The sequence below is a fragment of the Elioraea sp. genome, from assembly GCF_022842375.1.
Taxonomy (GTDB): domain Bacteria; phylum Pseudomonadota; class Alphaproteobacteria; order Acetobacterales; family Acetobacteraceae; genus Elioraea_A.
This window is the reverse complement of sequence record NZ_JALHPR010000001.1, coordinates 285845-303724: the sequence shown is the minus strand read 5'-3', so window position 1 is coordinate 303724 and position 17880 is coordinate 285845. Positions and strand designations below refer to the sequence as shown.

Genomic DNA, 17880 nt, shown 5'->3' with positions numbered 1-17880 from the left:
ACATCATCGATGATACGTTTCCCGGCGTGGCCATCGCGCATTCATCATCCCCGCCAGTGCTGGAACCACCGGCACTGCCGCGAGGCCTTGCCGCCTGGTTCGCCGCAAGGCGCTGGGCGCCGCACCCGCACCAACTGGCGATGCTCGCGGCAGCAAGGGCTGGCCGCTCGGCCCTCCTGATCGCCCCGACGGGGGCTGGCAAGACCCTCGCGGGCTTCCTCGGATCCCTGGCCGATCTTGCCGAACGACCATCGGCCGCGCTTCACACGCTCTACATCTCGCCGCTGAAGGCGCTGGCCACCGACATCGCGCGCAACCTCACCGCCCCGATCGCCGGCATGGGGCTTCCCATCACGGTCGAGACGCGAACCGGCGACACGGGGGCCGAGGCGCGCAAGCGCCAGCGCGCGAAGCCGCCGCACATCCTGCTGACCACGCCTGAAAGCCTCGCCGTGCTGCTCTCGGCGCCCGACGCCACAGCCATGTTCCAGGGGCTCGCCGCGGTCGTCGTCGATGAGATCCACGCGCTGGCCGGCACCAAGCGGGGCGACCAGCTTGCCCTCTGCCTCGCGCGGCTGGCCACGATCGCACCCGCCGCGCGGCGAGTCGGCCTTTCCGCCACCGTGCCGCACCGCGCCCCGCTCATCGCCTTCCTCTCGGCAGGCGGCCGGGCCGATGCCGATGACGTCTCCGTGATCGAGGCGCCCGGAGGAGCGGATGCCTCGGTGCGCATGGTGCTGCCCGAGGGCCCGCTTCCCTGGTCCGGCCACATGGGCCTTCTCGCCACGCCCGACATCTACCGCCTGGTGCGTGACGCCGGCACGTCGATCGTGTTCGTCAACACCCGCGCGCAGGCAGAGCTCGTATTCCAGGCGCTGTGGCGGCTGAACGACGACGGGCTGGCCATCGCGCTCCACCACGGCTCCCTCGCCCGCGAGCAGCGTGAACGCGTGGAAGCCGCGATGGCCGCGGGGAAACTCAAGGCGGTCGTCGCCACCTCCTCGCTCGACCTTGGGATTGACTGGGGCAATGTCGATCTCGTCATCCAGGTCGGCGCGCCGAAGGGCGTGTCGCGCCTGCTGCAGCGCATCGGCCGTGCCAACCATCGCTGGAACGAGGCATCGCGCGCCGTGCTCGTTCCGGCCAACCGGTTCGAGGTGCTGGAATGCCGTGCGGCCGTCGAGGGCGTCGCGGCGCATGACCTCGATGGCGATGCGCCGCCGCCAGGCGGTCTCGACGTGCTGGCCCAGCACATCCTCGGCATGGCCTGCGCCGGGCCCTTCACCGCCGATGATCTCTATGCCGAGGTGACGCGTGCGGCGCCCTACGCCGCGCTGCCGCGGCGGGATTTCGACGACGTGCTGCGCTACGTCGCCGATGGCGGCTACGCACTGTCGGCCTATGAGCGGCACCGCAAGCTGTTCCGCGATTCGGAGGGCCGCTACCACGCGGCCTCGGAGGCGGTGATGCGCCGGCACCGCATGAACATCGGCACGATCGTCGAGGCGCCGCTGTTGAAGGTGAAGCTCGGCCGCGGCTTCGGCGGCATGCAGCTCGGCGAGATCGAGGAATACTTCGTCTCGATGCTGAACCCCGGCGACACGTTCCTGTTCGCCGGCCGCGTGCTGCGCTTCGACCGGCTGCGCGAGACCACGGTGGAATGCAGCCCGGCTCAGGGCCAGGACCCGAAGGTGCCGGCCTATGCCGGCGGCCGCCTGCCGCTCACCACCTATCTCGCCGATCGCGTCCGCGCGATCCTGGAACGGCCGGAGAGCTGGGACGAGCTGCCGGAGAACGTCGCCGAGTGGCTGCGGCTCCAGAAATCCCGCTCACGCTTGCCGGGCCGGAACGATCTTCTGGTCGAGACGTTCCCGCGCGGTGGCAAGTGGTTCCTGGTCGCCTATTGCTTCGAGGGCCGCAACGCGCACCAGACGCTCGGCATGCTGCTGACGCGGCGGATGGAGCGCGCGGGCTTCGGCCCGCTCGGCTTCGTCGCGACCGACTATGTCGTCGCGGTCTGGTCGGCTCATCAGCCGCTGCGCGTGGCGGAGCTGTTCGGCGAGGACATGCTTGGCGATGACCTGGAGGAGTGGATGGCGGAAAGCTCCATGCTCCGCCGCACCTTCCGCACGGTGGCGGTGATCGCCGGCCTGATCGACCGGCACGTGCCGGGGGCGGAGAAGAACCGACGCCAGGTGACGATCAACACCGACCTTGTCTACGACGTGCTGCGCAAGCATGAGCCCGATCACGTGCTGCTCCGCGCCACCCGGGCCGATGCGGCGCGCGGCCTCGTCGATGTCGGGCGCATCGCGGGGCTGCTCGCGCGCGCGAAGGGGCGCGTGGTGCACATGGCGTTGTCGCGCGTCTCGCCGCTTGCCGTTCCCGTTCTGCTCGAGATCGGCCGCGAGAGCGTGCGTGCCGGCGAAGGGGAGGAGGCGCTGCTCGCCGAGGCCGAGGAGGCGGCGCTGGTCGCGGAAGCGATGGGGGAGGCAGAGTCTCCTCCGGCACCACAGCAGCGCGTTCATCCGGTTCATCGCGCGAATTTTCGACGCGGCGCGCGGCCAAGTGGCAGCGCAGTCGGCAACCAGGGCCGTTCGACGCTCGGCACCATCCGGGGGCGACGCCAGGGTGAGCTTTCGCTCGACGAATGACGGCAGCCCCGATCCACATCGCGGGCGAGCGGCTGATGCTCGACCCAGATGGCGTCCTCTGGTGGCCCGCGCGCAAGCTTCTGGCGGTCGCCGATCTGCATCTCGAGAAGGGCTCCTCGCTCGCCGCGCGCGGGGCGCTGCTGCCACCCTATGACAGCCGCGCGACGCTCGACCGGCTGGTGCCCCTCATCCGCCGCTACCGGCCGGAGCGGATCGTGGCCCTCGGCGACTCGTTCCATGACCGGCACGGTGCCGCGCGCCTCGCCGCGGCCGAAGCCGATCGGCTGCGCGCAATCGCGGAGGGGGCGGAACTCATCTGGGTGCTTGGCAACCACGACCCGGCCCCGCCCGCTGGGTTTCCGGGCGCGGTGGCAACCGAGTGGCTTGAGGGGCCGATCGCCTTTCGCCACGAGGGCGGCGGGGCAACGCCCGAGATCTGCGGCCACCACCACCCCAAGGCCTGGGTGCCGACGCGGGGCAAGGCCGTCTCACGGCCCTGCTTCGTGGCTGATGCGCGGCGGCTGATGCTGCCGGCCTTCGGCGCCTATACCGGCGGGCTCGACGTGCGTGACCAGGCGATCGCGGGCCTGTTCCCCCGCGGCGCGCGCGTGTTCCTGCAGGGCCGTGGGCGGCTCTACAGCTTCACGCTCGGGCAGGTGCGGCAGGCAGCGGAAGTGGGATCGTAAGGCACGCGTCCTGCCGGATCCCAGGCTAGAACTCGACGGGAACGCCCTTGGCGTTGGCCAGGGCGTAGATGGCGTCGAAGGTCGCCGGCGTGTCCCATGGGGCGTCTGGCGGTTCGCCGCGGAATTCCCGGTAGGCGCGCTCGACATTCATGTAGAGCCGTGCCGGAGCCTTCCAGTCGCCATAGGGGCCGAAATCGATCCTCTTGGCAGCATCCAGCACAGAAAGACCGTCCTCGAAACAGCGCCGCGATTGCTCAAGGACGTACTGGAGATAGGCTTTCATCTCGATCACGCCCTCGACGCCGCAGACGGGGCCGTGACCAGGCACGATGGCGTCCGGCTTCAGATCGATGAGCAGGTCGAGGCAGGCGAACCACTTCGCGTAACTGCCCGTCCAGCCCATCGGCGTGCAGCGGCGGAACAGCACGTCGCCGGCAAAGACCACCCGCTCCTTCGGCACGTGGACGATGGTGTCGCCGCACTGGTGGCAGGGTCCAACATGCCTCAGGTGCACATGCATGCCGTTCAGGTCCAAGTCGTGATGCGTGTCGAATACCGTTGTCGGCAGTACGAGTTCGACACCGGTCAGGTCATAATCCTCCGCCAACTGTCGCCCGGCCGCCACGACGCCTGGGCGGACTGCCGCGATCTTCTCGCAGGTCAGCGGGTTCCGGACGCTCGCCAGCAAGTGACGTGTCTCCTCGGGATCCGCGACACGCTTCATGCGTTCGGGGACTGAACTGTGGGCGATGATTTCCGCACCCGCGAAGAGCTGGTTGCCCCAGACATGGTCGCCGTCCTCATGCGTGTTGATCACGCGCTTCGGCATGCCAGGCCATACACGGCTGAACAGCGCGATCATCCCGCGCGCGTGGGGAAGGTCAGACTGCGTGTCGATCACGACGCCCCCGCCCAGATTGATGAGGCCGGAATTGGCATCGCAGACGCGGTTCTTCTCGTTGAGGACCGCGAAGCAATTGTCGCTGACCTGCTGCATCTTCATCAGGGCGGATCCTTCCATCCCTGCGGGATCCCCCCGCCTCGAAAGCCCAGGCCACCAACAAAACCCAGGACTGAACGCTTGAGCACGGTCCGATCGATTGGAATCAATCGATCGGAAAGTCGTGCTCTGGAAACATCGATGGGTAGAGCAGCTTGACTCGATCTGACGGAACCGAAGCCGGTTCAATCGGATCGGGCGCTGCTCTGGCGTGCCATCAGCGCAGCAAGCGCCTGGGCTGCGGGCGCTGGTTCGGCTTCCATCCCCGCACGCACGCCTGCATGATCCGCCGCCGGGCGGTTTTGGCTGAGCTTCGCCGTACCCTCGAGCGTGGCAAGGGTGAGCCGGAAGCCAATGATCGCCTTCATCATGCCCGCCAGGAAATCAGCCGGCGCATCATCGACCGCCCACGGATGTTCGCGCCCTGCTTCCTGCACATCCGTCAGCTGCGTCACGATGGCGTGCAGCGCGCCCGGCTCCGTCACCGGCTCAATCACGCCGCGGGCCTGGACGGCGACGTAGTTCCAGGTCGGCACGACCTTTCCGTGCTCGCGCTTGGAGGCGTACCAGGACGGCGAGACGTACGCCGAAGGCCCGACGAACACCGCCAGCCCAGGCATGCCGGGGGCGAGCAGGCGCGCAAGCGGGTTGGCGCGGGCCAGATGGCCGATCAGCTGATCCCCATCAAGCACGAGGGGCAGGTGGGCGGCGACCGGCCCCTCGGCGCCATTCACCACCAGCGTGGCGAAGCGAAGCTTGGCGATCAGGCCTTCAAGCGCCGAGCGCTCGCTGATTCGGAATGAAGGGGGGGCATACATGCATCAAGCTTGCGGCGCGGGCCGCTCCATTGTCCACTGCCTTACGGGAGAGTCTGGGCGGCGACCATCGCAGGCCACTGCATGAGCGTGCAGCGGGCTGGCAAAGCGGTGCGAACCCCCATATCGATTGTTTTGTTGTGGGCGCCACGGCCTGAGACCGGGCAGGGTCGCCTCGCGGTACAGGAAGACGAGGCGAACGGGGCATGGCAGCGCCCACCGGGGCACCGGTGATCTGGTGGATCAGGCAGGATGTGCGCTTGACCGACAACGCGGCCCTCGCGGCCGCGATCGCGTCAGGCCGCCCTGTCGTTCCCGTGTTCGTCCTCGACGATGCCGCCGCCGACACCTGGGCACCGGGCGGCGCCTCGCGCTGGTGGCTTCACCACAGCCTCGCCTCGCTTGCCAGTGACCTTGCCGCGCGAGGCTCGCGCCTGATCCTCCGCCGCGGCGCGTCGCAATCGATCATCCCGGCACTCGCCGCCGAGATCGGCGCATCCGCCGTGCATGCGGGGCGGATGTATGAGCCCTGGGCGCGGGCGCGCGACAAGGCCGTCGCCGCAGCGCTGGCCGGGAATGGCCTGGCGATCGAGGGCGCGCGCACCGCCCTCCTGTTCGAGCCGTGGGAAGTTCGCACCAAGACCGGCGGGCCCTACGGCGTCTACACACCCTTCAGTCGCGCCTGCTTCGCCGCCCCATCCCCGGCGCAGCCGAAGCCGGCCCCTGCCCGCGTCCCCGCCCCAGCCAGTTTCCCCGCCTCCGACCAGCTGGACGCATGGGGCCTCCTCCCCACCCGGCCCGACTGGGCGGGCGGGCTGCGCAACACCTGGCAACCGGGAGAGGCAGGAGCAGCATCGCGGCTCAAGGCGTTCCTCGACCATGCCCTCGCCGGCTATGACGATCTCCGCAACCGACCCGACATCGCGGGTACGTCGGGCCTGTCGCCACACCTGCACTGGGGCGAGATCTCGCCCGCCGCGGTCTGGCACGCGGCCGAGGCTGCCGGCGCGCCGCGCGGGCCCGGGACGGAGACCTTCCTGAAGGAACTGCTCTGGCGCGAGTTCAGCCACCACCTGCTGTGGCATCGCCCCGAGATGCCGGACGAGGCGCTGAAGCCAGCCTTCACAGCCTTTCCATGGCGGCACGATGCCGCCGGGCTGCGTGCCTGGCAGCGCGGCATGACGGGCTATCCGATCGTCGATGCCGGCATGCGGCAGCTCTGGCAGACGGGCTGGATGCACAACCGCGTGCGGATGATCACTGCCTCCTTCCTCGTCAAGCACCTGCTGTTGCCGTGGCAGGAGGGAGAGGCCTGGTTCTGGGACACGCTGGTCGATGCCGACCTCGCGGCCAACAGCGCCTCGTGGCAGTGGGTTGCAGGCTCGGGCGCCGATGCCGCGCCCTATTTCCGCATCTTCAACCCGGTGCTGCAGGGCGAGAAGTTCGACCCAGACGGCGCCTATGTGCGCCGCTTCGTGCCCGAACTCGCACGCCTGCCGGCAGCCCTGATCCACCGCCCGTGGGAAGCCTCGCCCCTGATCCTCCGCGAGGCGGGCGTGACCCTCGGGCGGACCTACCCCGCCCCGATCGTCGAGCATGGCATGGCGCGCGCCCGTGCGCTCGCCGCACTCGCGACGATCTCCGCCAACAAGGGAGCAGCCTGAATGGATGGCATGGTGCGCCCCGGGCGTCGCTCGGTCGCAGTCATCGGCGCCGGCATCTCGGGCCTCTCGGCGGCCTGGCTCCTGCGCACCGGCGCCGACGTGACGCTCTACGAGGCCGAACCACGGCTCGGCGGGCATGCCGATACCCAGGTGATCCAACTCGCCGGCGCGGAGGTCGCGGTCGATACCGGCTTCATCGTCTACAACACGCTGAACTACCACCACCTGACGGGGCTGTTCGATCATCTCGGTGTCGAGACGGAAAACTCCGACATGAGCTTCGGCGTGTCGATCGGCGGCGGCGTGCTGGAATATGCCGGCGGATCGTTCCCGCAGCTGTTCGTTCAGAAGCGGAACATCGCCCGGCCGCGCTTCCTGATGATGCTGCGCGACATCGTCCGCTTCTACCGCGAGGCGCCGCGCCTGCTCGACACCGACCACCATCCGAGCCTCGGTGACTATCTTGCGCGCAACGGCTACGGCCAGGGCTTCATCGACGATCACATCCTGCCGATGGGTGCGGCGATCTGGTCGGGCTCCGTCACGGCGATGCAGGATTTTCCGGCGCGCAGCTTCATCCGCTTCTTCATCAATCATGGGCTGCTCAGGCTGACCGACCGGCCGCAGTGGCGCACCGTCACCGGCGGGTCGCGCCGCTACGTCGCGCGCATCGAGGCAACCCTCGGGTCGGGCGTGCGCAAGGGTGTCGCGGTCGCTGCCATCAGCCGTGACGCTGGCGGTGTCACCGTCACGCTGGCCGATGGGGCCGCGTCGCGGCATGACGCCGTGGTGCTGGCGACGCATGGCGACGAGGCGCTCCGGCTGCTCGCCGATCCGTCGGAGGATGAGCGCCGCGTGCTCGGCGCCGTGCGCACCCAGGCCAACCGCATGGTGCTGCACACCGATGCATCGCTGATGCCGAGGCGGCGCGGCGCTTGGTCATCCTGGAACTACCTCGCGCGCGACGGGGCGGACCATGGCCGCGAGGTCGCTCTTACCTACTGGATGAACCGGCTGCAGAACCTGGTCACGAGCGAGCCGCTGCTCGTGACGCTGAACCCGCTGGCGGAGCCCGATCCGCGCCGCGTGCTGCTCGAGAAAACCTACCGCCATCCTTGCTACGATGCAGCGATGATCGCGGCGCAGACAGCACTTCCAGCGCTCCAGGGCGTGCGGAACACCTGGTTCTGTGGTGCCTGGACCGGCTATGGGTTCCATGAGGACGGCATCGCCTCCGCCGTCGCGGTCGCGCGTGGTTTCGGCGTAGCACCCCCCTGGCAGGCTGCAAGCACGACCGAGCTCGCCGCATGAGCGGCACCGATGACGAACCGGCCCTGCTGTACCGCATGCGCGTGATGCATGCGCGGCACCAGCCGTTCCACCACCGTTTCGAATACCGCATCTGGACGCTGCTGCTCGACATCGACCGCATCGAGGAAGTGGCCGCCCGCTCGCGCCTGTTCGCCGCGGAACGTCGCGGAATCGTGTCGTTCCGTGCACGTGATCATGCCGCGCGTGACGGTACCCCCATCCGCCCCTGGGTGGAGCGTGTGCTGGCCGATCACGGCCTCGCCGAATGCAGTGCGCGCATCCGGCTTCTCGCAATGCCGCGGGTCGCAGGAATCGTGTTCAATCCGATCTCGATCTATTTCTGCGACAGGGCGGATGGCTCGCCGGGGGCCGTGCTCTACGAGGTGAAGAACACCTTCGGCGACCAGCATGGCTACCTCGTGCGCCTTGCCGGCGACGCGCCCTGGCAGCACGGGGCCGACAAGGTGATGCACGTCTCGCCCTTCATCGGGATGGCGGCGCATTACGCCTTCACCCTCTCTCGCCCCGCCGACAGGCTGGCCATCGCCATCGAGGAGACCGATGGCGAGGGGGAGAAACTGCTCACCGCCACCATGGCTGGCCGCGGCGTGCCGATGACCGACCGCACGCTTGCCGCAGCCCTCGCCGCCATGCCCTTCGTCACGGCCAAGACCATCGCCGCCATCCACTGGCAGGCGCTGAAGCTGTGGCGCAAGGGCGCGACATTCCATTCCCGCCCCGCCCCACCCGACAAGCCGGTGTCGGCAGCAGCCTGACGGAACAGAACTGATGCACGGGACAGACACCACCCTCCCCGCCACGCGCGCGCTGCCGCGCGACCGGCGCTTCCGCCTTGCCCTGAAGCTCGCCGGGCTGATCCGCGCGGGGCACCTGATGCTCACCCTGCCCGACGGCTCTATGCACCGCTTCGGGGGGCATCACGATGGACCGGAAGCGCAGGTGACGCTGCTCAGGCCGCGCGCGATCCGCCGCTTCGCGCTCGGCGGCAGCCTCGGCTGGGCGGAAGCCTATCTCGACGGCGACTGGTCGAGCCCCGACATCCGCGCGGTGATGGCGCTTGCCACCGCCAACGAGGCGGAGTGGGACGAGGTGTTGCGGGGCAGCATGCTGGTGCGCACGCTCTCGCGCATCTTCCACGCGGTCCGGCCGAACACACGGCGCGGGGCCAAGCGCAACATCGCCGCGCACTACGACCTCGGCAACGCGTTCTACGGCACCTGGCTTGACCGGACGATGACCTACTCCGCGGCAGAGTTCGCCGCGCCCGACGAGGCGCTCGAGGAAGCGCAGGCGCGCAAGGTACGGAACCTGCTGACAGCGATCGACCTCCGCCCGGGACAGCGGCTGCTCGAGATCGGCTGCGGCTGGGGCTACCTCGCCGAGATCGCGGCGCGCGAATACGGCGCCTCCGTCGTGGCACTCACGCTCTCGCGCGAACAGCATGCCCATGCCGTCACCCGCATCGCCGCGGCAGGCCTGTCGGACCGCGTGGAGATCAGGCTGCAGGACTACCGCGATGTGCCGGAGCGGTTCGACAGGATCGCCTCGGTCGAGATGTTCGAGGCGGTGGGCGAGGCCTACTGGCCGGCCTTCTTCACGACGCTGCGCGAACGGCTGGCTCCCGGCGGGCAGGCAGGGCTGCAGATCATCACGATCGCGGACAGGTTCTTCCCGGTCTATCGCTCCTCGGCCGACTTCGTCCAGCGCTACGTGTTCCCCGGCGGCATGTTGCCATCGCCCACGCGGCTGCGCGAGGAGGTGGCACGCGCCGGCTTCACCTGGCAGTCGGAGACGTGGTTCGGTCCTTCCTACGCGGAAACGCTCCGACTCTGGAACGAACGCTTCCAGGAAGCGTGGCCGCAGATCTCGCCGCGCGGCTACGACGATCGCTTCAAGCGCCTCTGGGAATACTACCTCGCCTATTGCGAGACGGGCTTCCGCGCCGGCTGGACCGATGTCGGCCGCATCGTGCTGACGCGGCCCTGACGCCATGAGCATGGCGCTGCCGCGGCGCCTGCCCGTGCGCACGCTGGGGGCCTACGCCGCACCAGCGTTTCCGCTCGCCATCCTCGGCCTGCCGCTGAACGTCTACCTGCCCAGTTTCTGGGGCGAGACGATGGGGCTTGGGCTGACCACCGTCGGGCTCGTGCTGCTCGCCACGCGCCTGTTCGATGTCGTGACCGATCCTCTCGTGGGCATGCTGAGCGACCGCAGCTCCGGCCGGTTCGGCCGCCGCCGCCCGTGGGTCGCGGCAGCACTGCCGATCGCGGCCCCCGCCGTCTGGTTCCTGTTCGTGCCGCCCGCGGGCGCTGGCGCGGTGCATCTCTTCGTCACCGCGAGCCTCGTCTATCTCGGGTGGACGATGCTCAACATCGCCCATACCGCCTGGGGGGCGGAACTGTCGGGCGACTATCACCAGCGCACGCGGGTGAATGCCTGGCGGGAGGCGGCGACGCTCGGCGGCATTGTCGCCTCGGCGCTGATCCCGGCCCTCGCACCGGGGGGCATCGCCGATGACCTCCGCGCGCTTGCCTTCGTCACGCTCGGGCTTGCCATCCCCGCACTCGCGCTGCTGTTCGCGATCGTGCCGGATGCGCGTCACCCCGCGCGGACGGCCCCGTTCGGCCTCCGCGCCACGCTCGCGCCCCTGTTCGCCAACGCGCCGTTCCGGCGGTTGCTGTCGGCCTGGGTGCTGAACGGGATGGCGAACGGGCTGCCGGCGGCGCTGTTCCTTCTCGTGGTGACGCACCTGCTCGCGGCCGAGGACAAGGCAGGGCCGCTGCTGCTCGCCTATTTCCTGGCCGGCATCATCGCCGTGCCCGGCTGGACGCGGCTTGCCGCGCGCATCGGCAAGCACCGCGCCTGGTGCGCGGCGATGCTCTGGGCAAGCCTCGTCTTCGCCTTCGTGCCGCTGCTGGGGCCGGGCGACTGGATGCTGTTCCTTGTCATCTCGACCCTGTCCGGTGCGGCACTTGGGGCCGATCTCGCCCTGCCGCCCGCCATCCAGGCCGATGTGGTCGACCTCGACACCCTCGAGACCGGCGAGGGCCGCGCGGGCCTCCTGTTCGCGGTCTCGTCGATGGCGCAGAAGCTCGGCAATGCACTCGCCGTCGGGCTCGGCCTGCCACTTCTTGAGGGCCTCGGCTTTTCATCCGCGGGCGGCGAGGTGCGCGGGCTTGCCGCCCTCGTTGGCCTCTATTGCGCGGCGCCGGTCGTGCTGAAGCTCGCCGCCGTCTCGCTGATGTGGCGCTTCCCGCTCGATGCCGCCGCACAGGCGCACCTGCGTGAACAGCTCGAGGCAGCGCGGTGAGGCTCAGGCTCCCGCCAGGCTTCGCCGGCGTGCGCGTGGTGGGTGACGTGCATGGCGAGGCGCGGGCCTTCGAGGCGGCGGTGGAAGGTGCGGCAGAGCGGCGCCTCTTCACCGTGCAGCTCGGCGACCTGACCGATCATGGGCCCGATGCGCCCGCCGTGCTCGCGATGATGTTCGGCCTGATCGATCGCGGTGCGGGGCTGTTCCTCCTCGGTAATCATGACCACAAGCTCCGTCGCGCCCTCTCAGGCCAAGCGATGCGGGTTGACGAGGACGGGCTCGGCGCCACGCTGGCACAGCTCAAGGCGCACCCGGATGGCGAGGCGCTGGCCGCGCGCGCGATCGCCGAGATCGCACGCGCGCCGGCCTGGGTCGGCTTCGGGCCAGTGACGCTGTTCGTCCATGGTGGGTTCCATCCCTCCATGCTCGCGTCGCCGCCGCCTGCCGATGCGGGAACGCAGAGGCCGGAGGGGGCCATCGCGCGCGCGCTGTTCGGCCAGACGGCACGCGGTGCCGTCACCGCCGCGGGCTATCCCGTGCGTGTCCTCGGCTGGGTGGATGCGATCCCCGCGGGGCTCACGGTCTATTGCGGGCACGACACGCGCTCGACCGATGGGCGGCCCCATATCAGGCGGGGCAAGGCCGGCGGCAGGGCCGTGTTCATGGACACCGGTGCCGGCAAGGGCGGGCACCTCTCCTGGTGCGATCTCGGTGTGGACGGAGAGGAAGCGACATGATGGCGTGGCGAAGGTGGCGTGGCATCGCGGCATTCATGGTGGTGCTGCTGGCGGCAGGATGCGGGGGCGGGATGAAGATCGAGGATTTCGCGCAAGGCAAACCCGAGCTGAGGCTCGAGCAGTACTTCGCCGGCAAGACGCGCGCGGCGGGGTTGTTCGAGGATCGTTTCGGCACCGTTCGCCGCACCTTCGTCGTCGACATCGACGGCACGTGGGACGGTACGACGCTGACGCTGGACGAGGACTTCCTCTACAACGACGGCGAGAAGCAGCGCCGCATCTGGCGGCTGACGAAAACCGGCGACCGCACCTGGGAAGGCCGGGCTGACGACGTGATCGGCGTCGCCACCGGCCGCGAGGCGGGCAACGCCTTCCAGTTCGGCTATCGCATCAACCTCAAGGTCGGCGAGAGCACCTGGGAGGTGCGGTTCGACGACTGGATGTTCCGCATCGACGAGGACGTGGTGCTGAACACCGCCCGCGTCTATCGCTGGGGCATCTGGATCGGCACGGTGCAACTCGCCTTCCGCCGCGCGTGATGCGGGGTCCGCTCTCGCTCACCACGATCGCCGCGCGGCCAGATCTCGCGCCGATCGTCGCGCGCTGGATCTGGGAGGAGTGGGGCAGGCCGAAGGGCCGATTGATCGAGCGCACGGAGGCCCGCGTCGCCTCTCGCACCGCACAGCTCGGGCTCGAGCAGTGCTTCGTGGTGCTGGAGGGCGATACGCCCGCCGGCACCGCGAGCTTCGTCGCCGAGGACAGCGACAGCCGGCCCGACCTCTCGCCCTGGCTCGCCTCGGTGTTCGTCGATCCCGCGTTCCGGGGGCGCGGGCATGCGCGCGTCCTGGTGACGGCCGTCGAGAGTGCGGCGCGGAGTGCGGGCGTGCCCACGCTCTGGCTGTTCACCGAGACGGCCGCCCCGCTCTACGCCTCACTCGGCTGGCAGGCGGCGGGAGCGATCGTCGAACAGGGACGCCCGCAGCAGTTGATGCGCCGCGATCTGGGGCAGGCACCATAAGCCGCGCCAGCCGCACCGCCACGTTGACCTCAATCAATGCGTCATTCGCGTACGCGCATGATCCTCGCCGAAACGAACGGCCATGACCAGGCGAGGAGCCACGATGATGTGGCAATTGTTGCACATTCTGCTCCTGGGATGCGTGCTGCCCGTCGCGGTCGGGACGGTATCGCGTCCAGCTTCCGCAGCGCCGGTGCTCCTCGGGTCGCTCTTGGAGGATCCCGCCGCCTATCTCGAAGCCAGCGGCGTCCGCCTGCTCAACTGGCAGTTGATCGAGAATACATCTGTTGGTGTTGGTGCGGCTGAACTCTACCACGTGGAAGTCGCAATGTCCGGCGTCGCTACAGCCGGCGTGGCGGTCACATACTCGCCGGACGCATCCAATTGGGAGTTCGTCCCGACAGTTTCGACATCGCAACCAGCATTGCGCACGGTCCAGCTGAACAGGCTCACCCGCTTCTCCTATCTCATGGCCGTGACCGACGATGCTGTGATCGACGGCCTCCAGGCGAATGTCGTTCGCGCGGAGGCCTATTTCCTCCAGCCGCCTGTGATCGTGACGTCACGACCGGAATTTCTCACCTTCATCACGGTTTCGACCCAGATCACCGACTATGCGGGCGAGCCCATCGATGTCGGATCGATCTTTCGTGAAGGCGCCCCGAATGACCAAGCGCGCTACGCAACAAGTGCGCACGTCCCGAACCTGCGCTTCTTCACCGTCACAACGACGGTAGACGTCGGCAGTTCAGCCTTGAGCTATCTGGGCACTGTCCGGTCCAACACGATCGCACAAATCAGCGAGACGGACTTCGTGCAGAAGTTCGTGCTCGTTTCCGAACCCCCTGCATGGATGCTCATGGCACTGCCGCTCGCGACGCTCCTTGTCATCGGGGCGCGCAGCGGACGGCGCGCTAGATCGTGATCCGTTTGGACGGATCATGGTCTCGCCATTGCTTGCGAGCAATTTCATCCGCTTACGGATCGCTTCGCGAGTCTACGAATGCGGATATTGCTCTAGCACGCGACTGCGCACGGCAGCCTGAATGCCACGCTCAACGTCAGCCACGCACGCAGCGTTGCGCACCATCCCGTAGCTGCCTTCGCGGCACCGAAGTCGAGCGTCGCGGCATCGAAGGGACGATCGCGTCGACCGGTGCGGGGTGGCCGACGAACATGATCTCGATCGGGTCGCGCGCGTCGACGAAGACGCGTCAGCTGCCGGCCACGCGGCGGGCGACCATGCGGATCACGGCGCCCAGCACCGGCAGCCGGGCATAGACCTGGCTGCCGCTGTCCCAATGGTCGATATGCGCGGTCACGAGCCCGTCGCCGCGGAGGTGGATCTCGCTCATCCCGATGATCGTCTCGGCCTGGCCGCCAGGGCCCCAGGAGAAGGTCCACCGCAGGTAGCCGGCCTCGATGCCGAAGGCGCGGTCGGTCACGGTGAAGCGCGGGTCGGGCACGCGGCTGAACATGTGGGTGATGACGCGCCTGAGCCCGTCGCGCCCGTGCACCACCTGGAACGGATCGCTGAAGCGTATGTCGGGGGCGGCGAGCGAAAGCAGCGCCTCGACCGTGCCGGGCCGCAACGCCTCCCATGCGTCACCCCAGGCTGCCAGGGCGCCGGCGCGCGGGTTGAGCATGGTGGTCGCGGCCATGGCGTCAGCGCTTGCCCGTCGTGCGGCCGACGAGGGGGAAGTAGAGCGCGTAGGGAAGCAGCCTCATGGTTTTCAGGATATACGCGAAGCGGCGCGGGAAGCACACCTCGAACCCGCCGCGCGCCAAGCCCTGCACCACGCGTTGTGACGCATCCTCGACCGACATGAGGAACGGCATGGGGAAGTCATTCCTGTCGGTCAGCGGCGTCTTCACGAAGCCGGGGTTGACCACGTTCATCATCACGCCGGCGTGGTCGAGGTCGAACTTGAGGCTCTCGCTCATGGCGATCAGCGCTGCCTTGGTCGCGGAATAGGCGATGGCGCGCGGCAGGCCGCGATAGCCGGCGACGGAGGAGACGATCGCGATCTGCCCCGATTGCCGCGCGATCATCGCCGGCATCACCGCGGCGAGTGCGTTCGCCGTGCCGATCAGGTTCACGTTCACCTGGGCCGAGAAGGCCGCGAGGTCGAACCGCTCGGCGCTGTCGGTCATGTAGGTGCCGGCGTTGAGCAGGGCGAGCGCGATCGGGCGCCCGGCTTCCGTCTGCGCGGTGTGAACGGCAGCGTCGATCGCCTGCGCATCCGTCACGTCGGCCGGTGCGGCGATGATCTTTCCCGCAGGGCCCTCGGCCGCGAGCTTTGCCAGTTCCTCGGCACGGCGGGCGGTCACAACCACCGTCCAGCCAGCGCGGGCAAGGTCGAGTGCCACCTGCCGCCCGATGCCGGAGGACGCACCGGTGACCCACGCGAGGCCGTCAGCCGGCTTGGCGGGGCGCGGCCTGGAAGAGCCCGGACTGTTCATGCCGCGCGCTCGGCCAGGCGCGGTGCCACGCTATCGAGGAACTCCCTCGCCTGCCGGCGCATCGCCGTCACCTTCTCGGGCGCCATGCGGTCCATCGTGCGGTACATCTGCGCCATGCGGGGGTTGCCTTCGAAGCGGGTGCGGTGGCGGGCGAGGAAATCCCAATACAGTGAATTGAACGGGCAGGCGCGCGGCCCTGTTGCGTCAGCCACGGTGTAGCGGCAGGTGCCGCAATGATCGCTCATCCTGTCGATGTACTTGCCTGAGGCGGCGTAGGGCTTTGACGCCATGATGCCACCATCGGCGTGGATCGCCATGCCATGGGTGTTGGGCAGTTCCACCCACTCGAATGCATCGGCATAGACGGCGAGATACCACTCGTTGATCGCCGCCGGGTCGATGCCGGCAAGCAGCGCGAAATTGCCCGTCACCATCAGCCGCTGGATGTGGTGCGCGTAGGCGAGGTCGCGCGTCTGGCCGATCGCCTGGTCCATGCATGCCATGCCGCTGTCACCCGACCAGTAGAAGTCCGGCAGCGCACGGTCGGCGCCGAGTGCGTTGAGGCTCGCGTAGCCCGGCATCTTCAGCCAGTAGAGGCCGCGGACGTATTCGCGCCAGCCGATGATCTGGCGGATGAAGCCCTCGACCGCGTTCAGCGGCGCATGCCCCGCACGCCACGCGGCCTCCGCGCGGCGGCATGCCTCCAGAGGGTCAAGCAGGCCGATATTGAGGCTCGTGCTGATCAGCGCGTGGAACAACGTCGGCTCGCCCGTCGCCATCGCGTCCTGGTAGTCGCCGAAGCGCGGCAGGCGCTCGCGCACGAAGGCGTCGAGCGCGGCCTCGGCCTCCGCTGGCGTGACGGGGAAGGAGAAGCCCTCGAGCGTGCCGAAATTGCTGGGGAACCGCCGGGCGACGAGGGCGAGCACCTCGCGCGTGATCGCATCCGGCGCGAAGCGCAGGGGTGCCGGGATGCGCTCGCCCTTCGGCAGGCGCTTGCGGTTCTCGGCATCAAGGTTCCACTGCCCGCCAACTGGCTCGCCGCCGTCCATCAGCAGGCCGGTGCGGCGGCGCATCTCGCGGTAGAAGAACTCCATCCGCAGCACCTTCTGCCCCTCCGCCCAGCGGGCGAAATCGGCGATGCTCGCCACGAACCGCGTGTCGGGGCGGACCTCCACCGGAACGTCGCCGCCCCACCCGCGCATGGCCTCGCGCACCCGCCACTCGCCGGGCTCGGTCGCGACGATGCGGGCGGGTGCGTGGCGTGCGACGGCGCGCGCCACCTCGCCCGTGAGCGTGCCGGTGTTGTCGGCGTCATCCAGCGTGACGTAGTCGACCGCGATGCCCTCCTCCCGCAGCGTTGCGGCGAAGTGGCGCATGGCGGAGAGGACGAGCGCGATCTTCTTCGGGTGGTGCGGCACATAGGTGCACTCGCCCATCACCTCGGCCATCAGCACGCGGTCGCGCGCGGGGTCGATGCCGGCAAGCGCTGAGAGGCCGCGCGCCAGCTGGTCTCCCAGCACGACGCGCAACACACCGGCCTCGCTCATGCGGTGCGCGTGTAGGCGATGACGGAGCCGTCGCTGCGGGGAAAGCGCAGCGCCGACCAGGCGCCGGCGCGGTCGTACCAGATGTCGAGCGTGAGATCGCCGGCGATGCGCCAGCGCTGCGCCGGTGTCGGGCGGCCGGCAACAGGGATCGTTTCCTCGCCCAACTGCTCCAGCGACGTGGTGAGAAGCCTGCCGCCCTGGGTGTCGATCTTCTGGCCGCGGAGGAAGGCGCCGTGCCAGTAGCTGGTCGAGATCGCCTCGATCGGCGCGACATAGGTGCCGGCTTCCGTGCCCTCGACGGCGATGCCAGCCCCGTTCGCGCGCGCCTTCACGGCGAGCGGGGTGCCGTTGTTGTCGGTCGTGGCATCGATCGCGAGCAGCCTGTCGCCGCGCCAGACCTCGGTGTTGCGGTGGGTGTAGCGGAACGCGGTGATGCCGATGAAGCGGACCGCGAAATCGATCGCGATGGCCACGCGCACATCGGCACCGTCACGCGTGAAGGTGAGCACGTGCGTGCCGATCTGGCTGTCATTGCGCGTCACCGTGAATGCGATCCTGTCGCCCGGCGGGATCGCGGCAAGGCTGCCGCGCGCGGCAACGATGGCAGGCGCGGCAAGCAGAATGGACCTGCGATGCAGCATGCGTGAGCCCTCC

At 69.0% G+C, this 17880-nt stretch carries 17 protein-coding genes; 11 read left to right on the top strand and 6 right to left on the bottom strand.

Annotated elements, in window-relative coordinates:
• Positions 1 to 140 precede the first annotated feature (140 nt).
• Positions 141 to 2654 carry a ligase-associated DNA damage response DEXH box helicase gene (locus tag Q0C38_RS01400; protein WP_408869998.1) on the top strand — a complete coding sequence of 838 codons (2514 nt, stop codon included), beginning with the start codon at positions 141 to 143 and terminating at the stop codon, positions 2652 to 2654.
• The gene (gene pdeM, locus Q0C38_RS01395; RefSeq protein WP_291295257.1) at positions 2651 to 3340 is read left to right on the top strand and encodes a ligase-associated DNA damage response endonuclease PdeM; all 690 of its coding nucleotides are present in this window, start codon (positions 2651 to 2653) and stop codon (positions 3338 to 3340) included. Before Q0C38_RS01400 ends, pdeM begins: the two co-directional genes overlap by 4 nt.
• A gap of 25 nt (positions 3341 to 3365) precedes the next feature.
• Here pdeM and Q0C38_RS01390 read toward each other — a convergent pair whose 3' ends face one another.
• Both Q0C38_RS01390 and Q0C38_RS01385 read right to left on the bottom strand, forming a co-directional pair.
• Positions 3366 to 4343, bottom strand: coding sequence for an MBL fold metallo-hydrolase (locus tag Q0C38_RS01390; protein WP_291295256.1), 978 nt, complete (start codon positions 4341 to 4343; stop codon positions 3366 to 3368).
• A gap of 182 nt (positions 4344 to 4525) precedes the next feature.
• Entirely contained in the window at positions 4526 to 5158 is a 633-nt protein-coding gene (locus Q0C38_RS01385; protein WP_291295255.1) for an FMN-binding negative transcriptional regulator, read from the bottom strand.
• Positions 5159 to 5361: 203 nt separating this feature from the next.
• On the opposite strand from Q0C38_RS01385, the gene Q0C38_RS01380 reads away from it, so the two are divergent.
• From Q0C38_RS01380 to Q0C38_RS01340, 9 genes are all read left to right on the top strand, one after another.
• Complete coding sequence (locus tag Q0C38_RS01380; RefSeq protein ID WP_291295254.1) at positions 5362 to 6819, top strand: deoxyribodipyrimidine photo-lyase; 1458 nt, start codon at positions 5362 to 5364, stop codon at positions 6817 to 6819.
• Positions 6820 to 8130, top strand: a complete 1311-nt coding sequence (locus tag Q0C38_RS01375) for an NAD(P)/FAD-dependent oxidoreductase (RefSeq protein WP_291295253.1) — start codon at positions 6820 to 6822, stop codon at positions 8128 to 8130.
• Entirely contained in the window at positions 8127 to 8906 is a 780-nt protein-coding gene (locus Q0C38_RS01370; protein WP_291295252.1) for a DUF1365 domain-containing protein, read from the top strand. The genes Q0C38_RS01375 and Q0C38_RS01370 overlap by 4 nt, the downstream gene beginning before the upstream one ends.
• A 13-nt stretch (positions 8907 to 8919) precedes the next feature.
• Positions 8920 to 10137 (top strand): cyclopropane-fatty-acyl-phospholipid synthase family protein, encoded by a 1218-nt coding sequence (locus Q0C38_RS01365; RefSeq protein ID WP_291295251.1) that lies wholly within the window; start codon positions 8920 to 8922, stop codon positions 10135 to 10137.
• 4 nt (positions 10138 to 10141) lie between these two features.
• Positions 10142 to 11461: an MFS transporter gene (locus tag Q0C38_RS01360; RefSeq protein WP_291295250.1), complete on the top strand. Its 1320-nt coding sequence runs from the start codon at positions 10142 to 10144 to the stop codon at positions 11459 to 11461.
• A complete protein-coding gene (locus Q0C38_RS01355; protein WP_291295249.1) occupies positions 11458 to 12198 on the top strand; it encodes a metallophosphoesterase in 741 nt (246 codons plus the stop codon). Before Q0C38_RS01360 ends, Q0C38_RS01355 begins: the two co-directional genes overlap by 4 nt.
• On the top strand, positions 12198 to 12737 hold the full coding sequence (locus Q0C38_RS01350) for a DUF3833 domain-containing protein (protein ID WP_291295248.1): 540 nt from the start codon (positions 12198 to 12200) through the stop codon (positions 12735 to 12737). The genes Q0C38_RS01355 and Q0C38_RS01350 overlap by 1 nt, the downstream gene beginning before the upstream one ends.
• Positions 12737 to 13216, top strand: a complete 480-nt coding sequence (locus Q0C38_RS01345; RefSeq protein ID WP_291295247.1) for a GNAT family N-acetyltransferase — start codon at positions 12737 to 12739, stop codon at positions 13214 to 13216. The genes Q0C38_RS01350 and Q0C38_RS01345 overlap by 1 nt, the downstream gene beginning before the upstream one ends.
• Before the next feature lie 103 nt (positions 13217 to 13319).
• The gene (locus tag Q0C38_RS01340; RefSeq protein ID WP_291295246.1) at positions 13320 to 14141 is read left to right on the top strand and encodes a hypothetical protein; all 822 of its coding nucleotides are present in this window, start codon (positions 13320 to 13322) and stop codon (positions 14139 to 14141) included.
• 289 nt (positions 14142 to 14430) lie between these two features.
• Here Q0C38_RS01340 and Q0C38_RS01335 read toward each other — a convergent pair whose 3' ends face one another.
• From Q0C38_RS01335 to Q0C38_RS01320, 4 genes are read right to left on the bottom strand one after another with little or no spacing between them, the layout of a single operon-like run.
• On the bottom strand, positions 14431 to 14877 hold the full coding sequence (locus tag Q0C38_RS01335; protein ID WP_291295245.1) for a nuclear transport factor 2 family protein: 447 nt from the start codon (positions 14875 to 14877) through the stop codon (positions 14431 to 14433).
• A gap of 4 nt (positions 14878 to 14881) precedes the next feature.
• Positions 14882 to 15679, bottom strand: coding sequence for an SDR family NAD(P)-dependent oxidoreductase (locus tag Q0C38_RS01330; protein ID WP_291295244.1), 798 nt, complete (start codon positions 15677 to 15679; stop codon positions 14882 to 14884).
• On the bottom strand, positions 15676 to 17226 hold the full coding sequence (locus tag Q0C38_RS01325) for a cryptochrome/photolyase family protein (RefSeq protein ID WP_291295243.1): 1551 nt from the start codon (positions 17224 to 17226) through the stop codon (positions 15676 to 15678). The genes Q0C38_RS01330 and Q0C38_RS01325 overlap by 4 nt, the downstream gene beginning before the upstream one ends.
• Positions 17223 to 17867, bottom strand: a complete 645-nt coding sequence (locus Q0C38_RS01320) for a DUF6134 family protein (protein WP_291295242.1) — start codon at positions 17865 to 17867, stop codon at positions 17223 to 17225. Before Q0C38_RS01320 ends, Q0C38_RS01325 begins: the two co-directional genes overlap by 4 nt.
• Between the last annotated feature and the right edge of the window lie 13 nt (positions 17868 to 17880).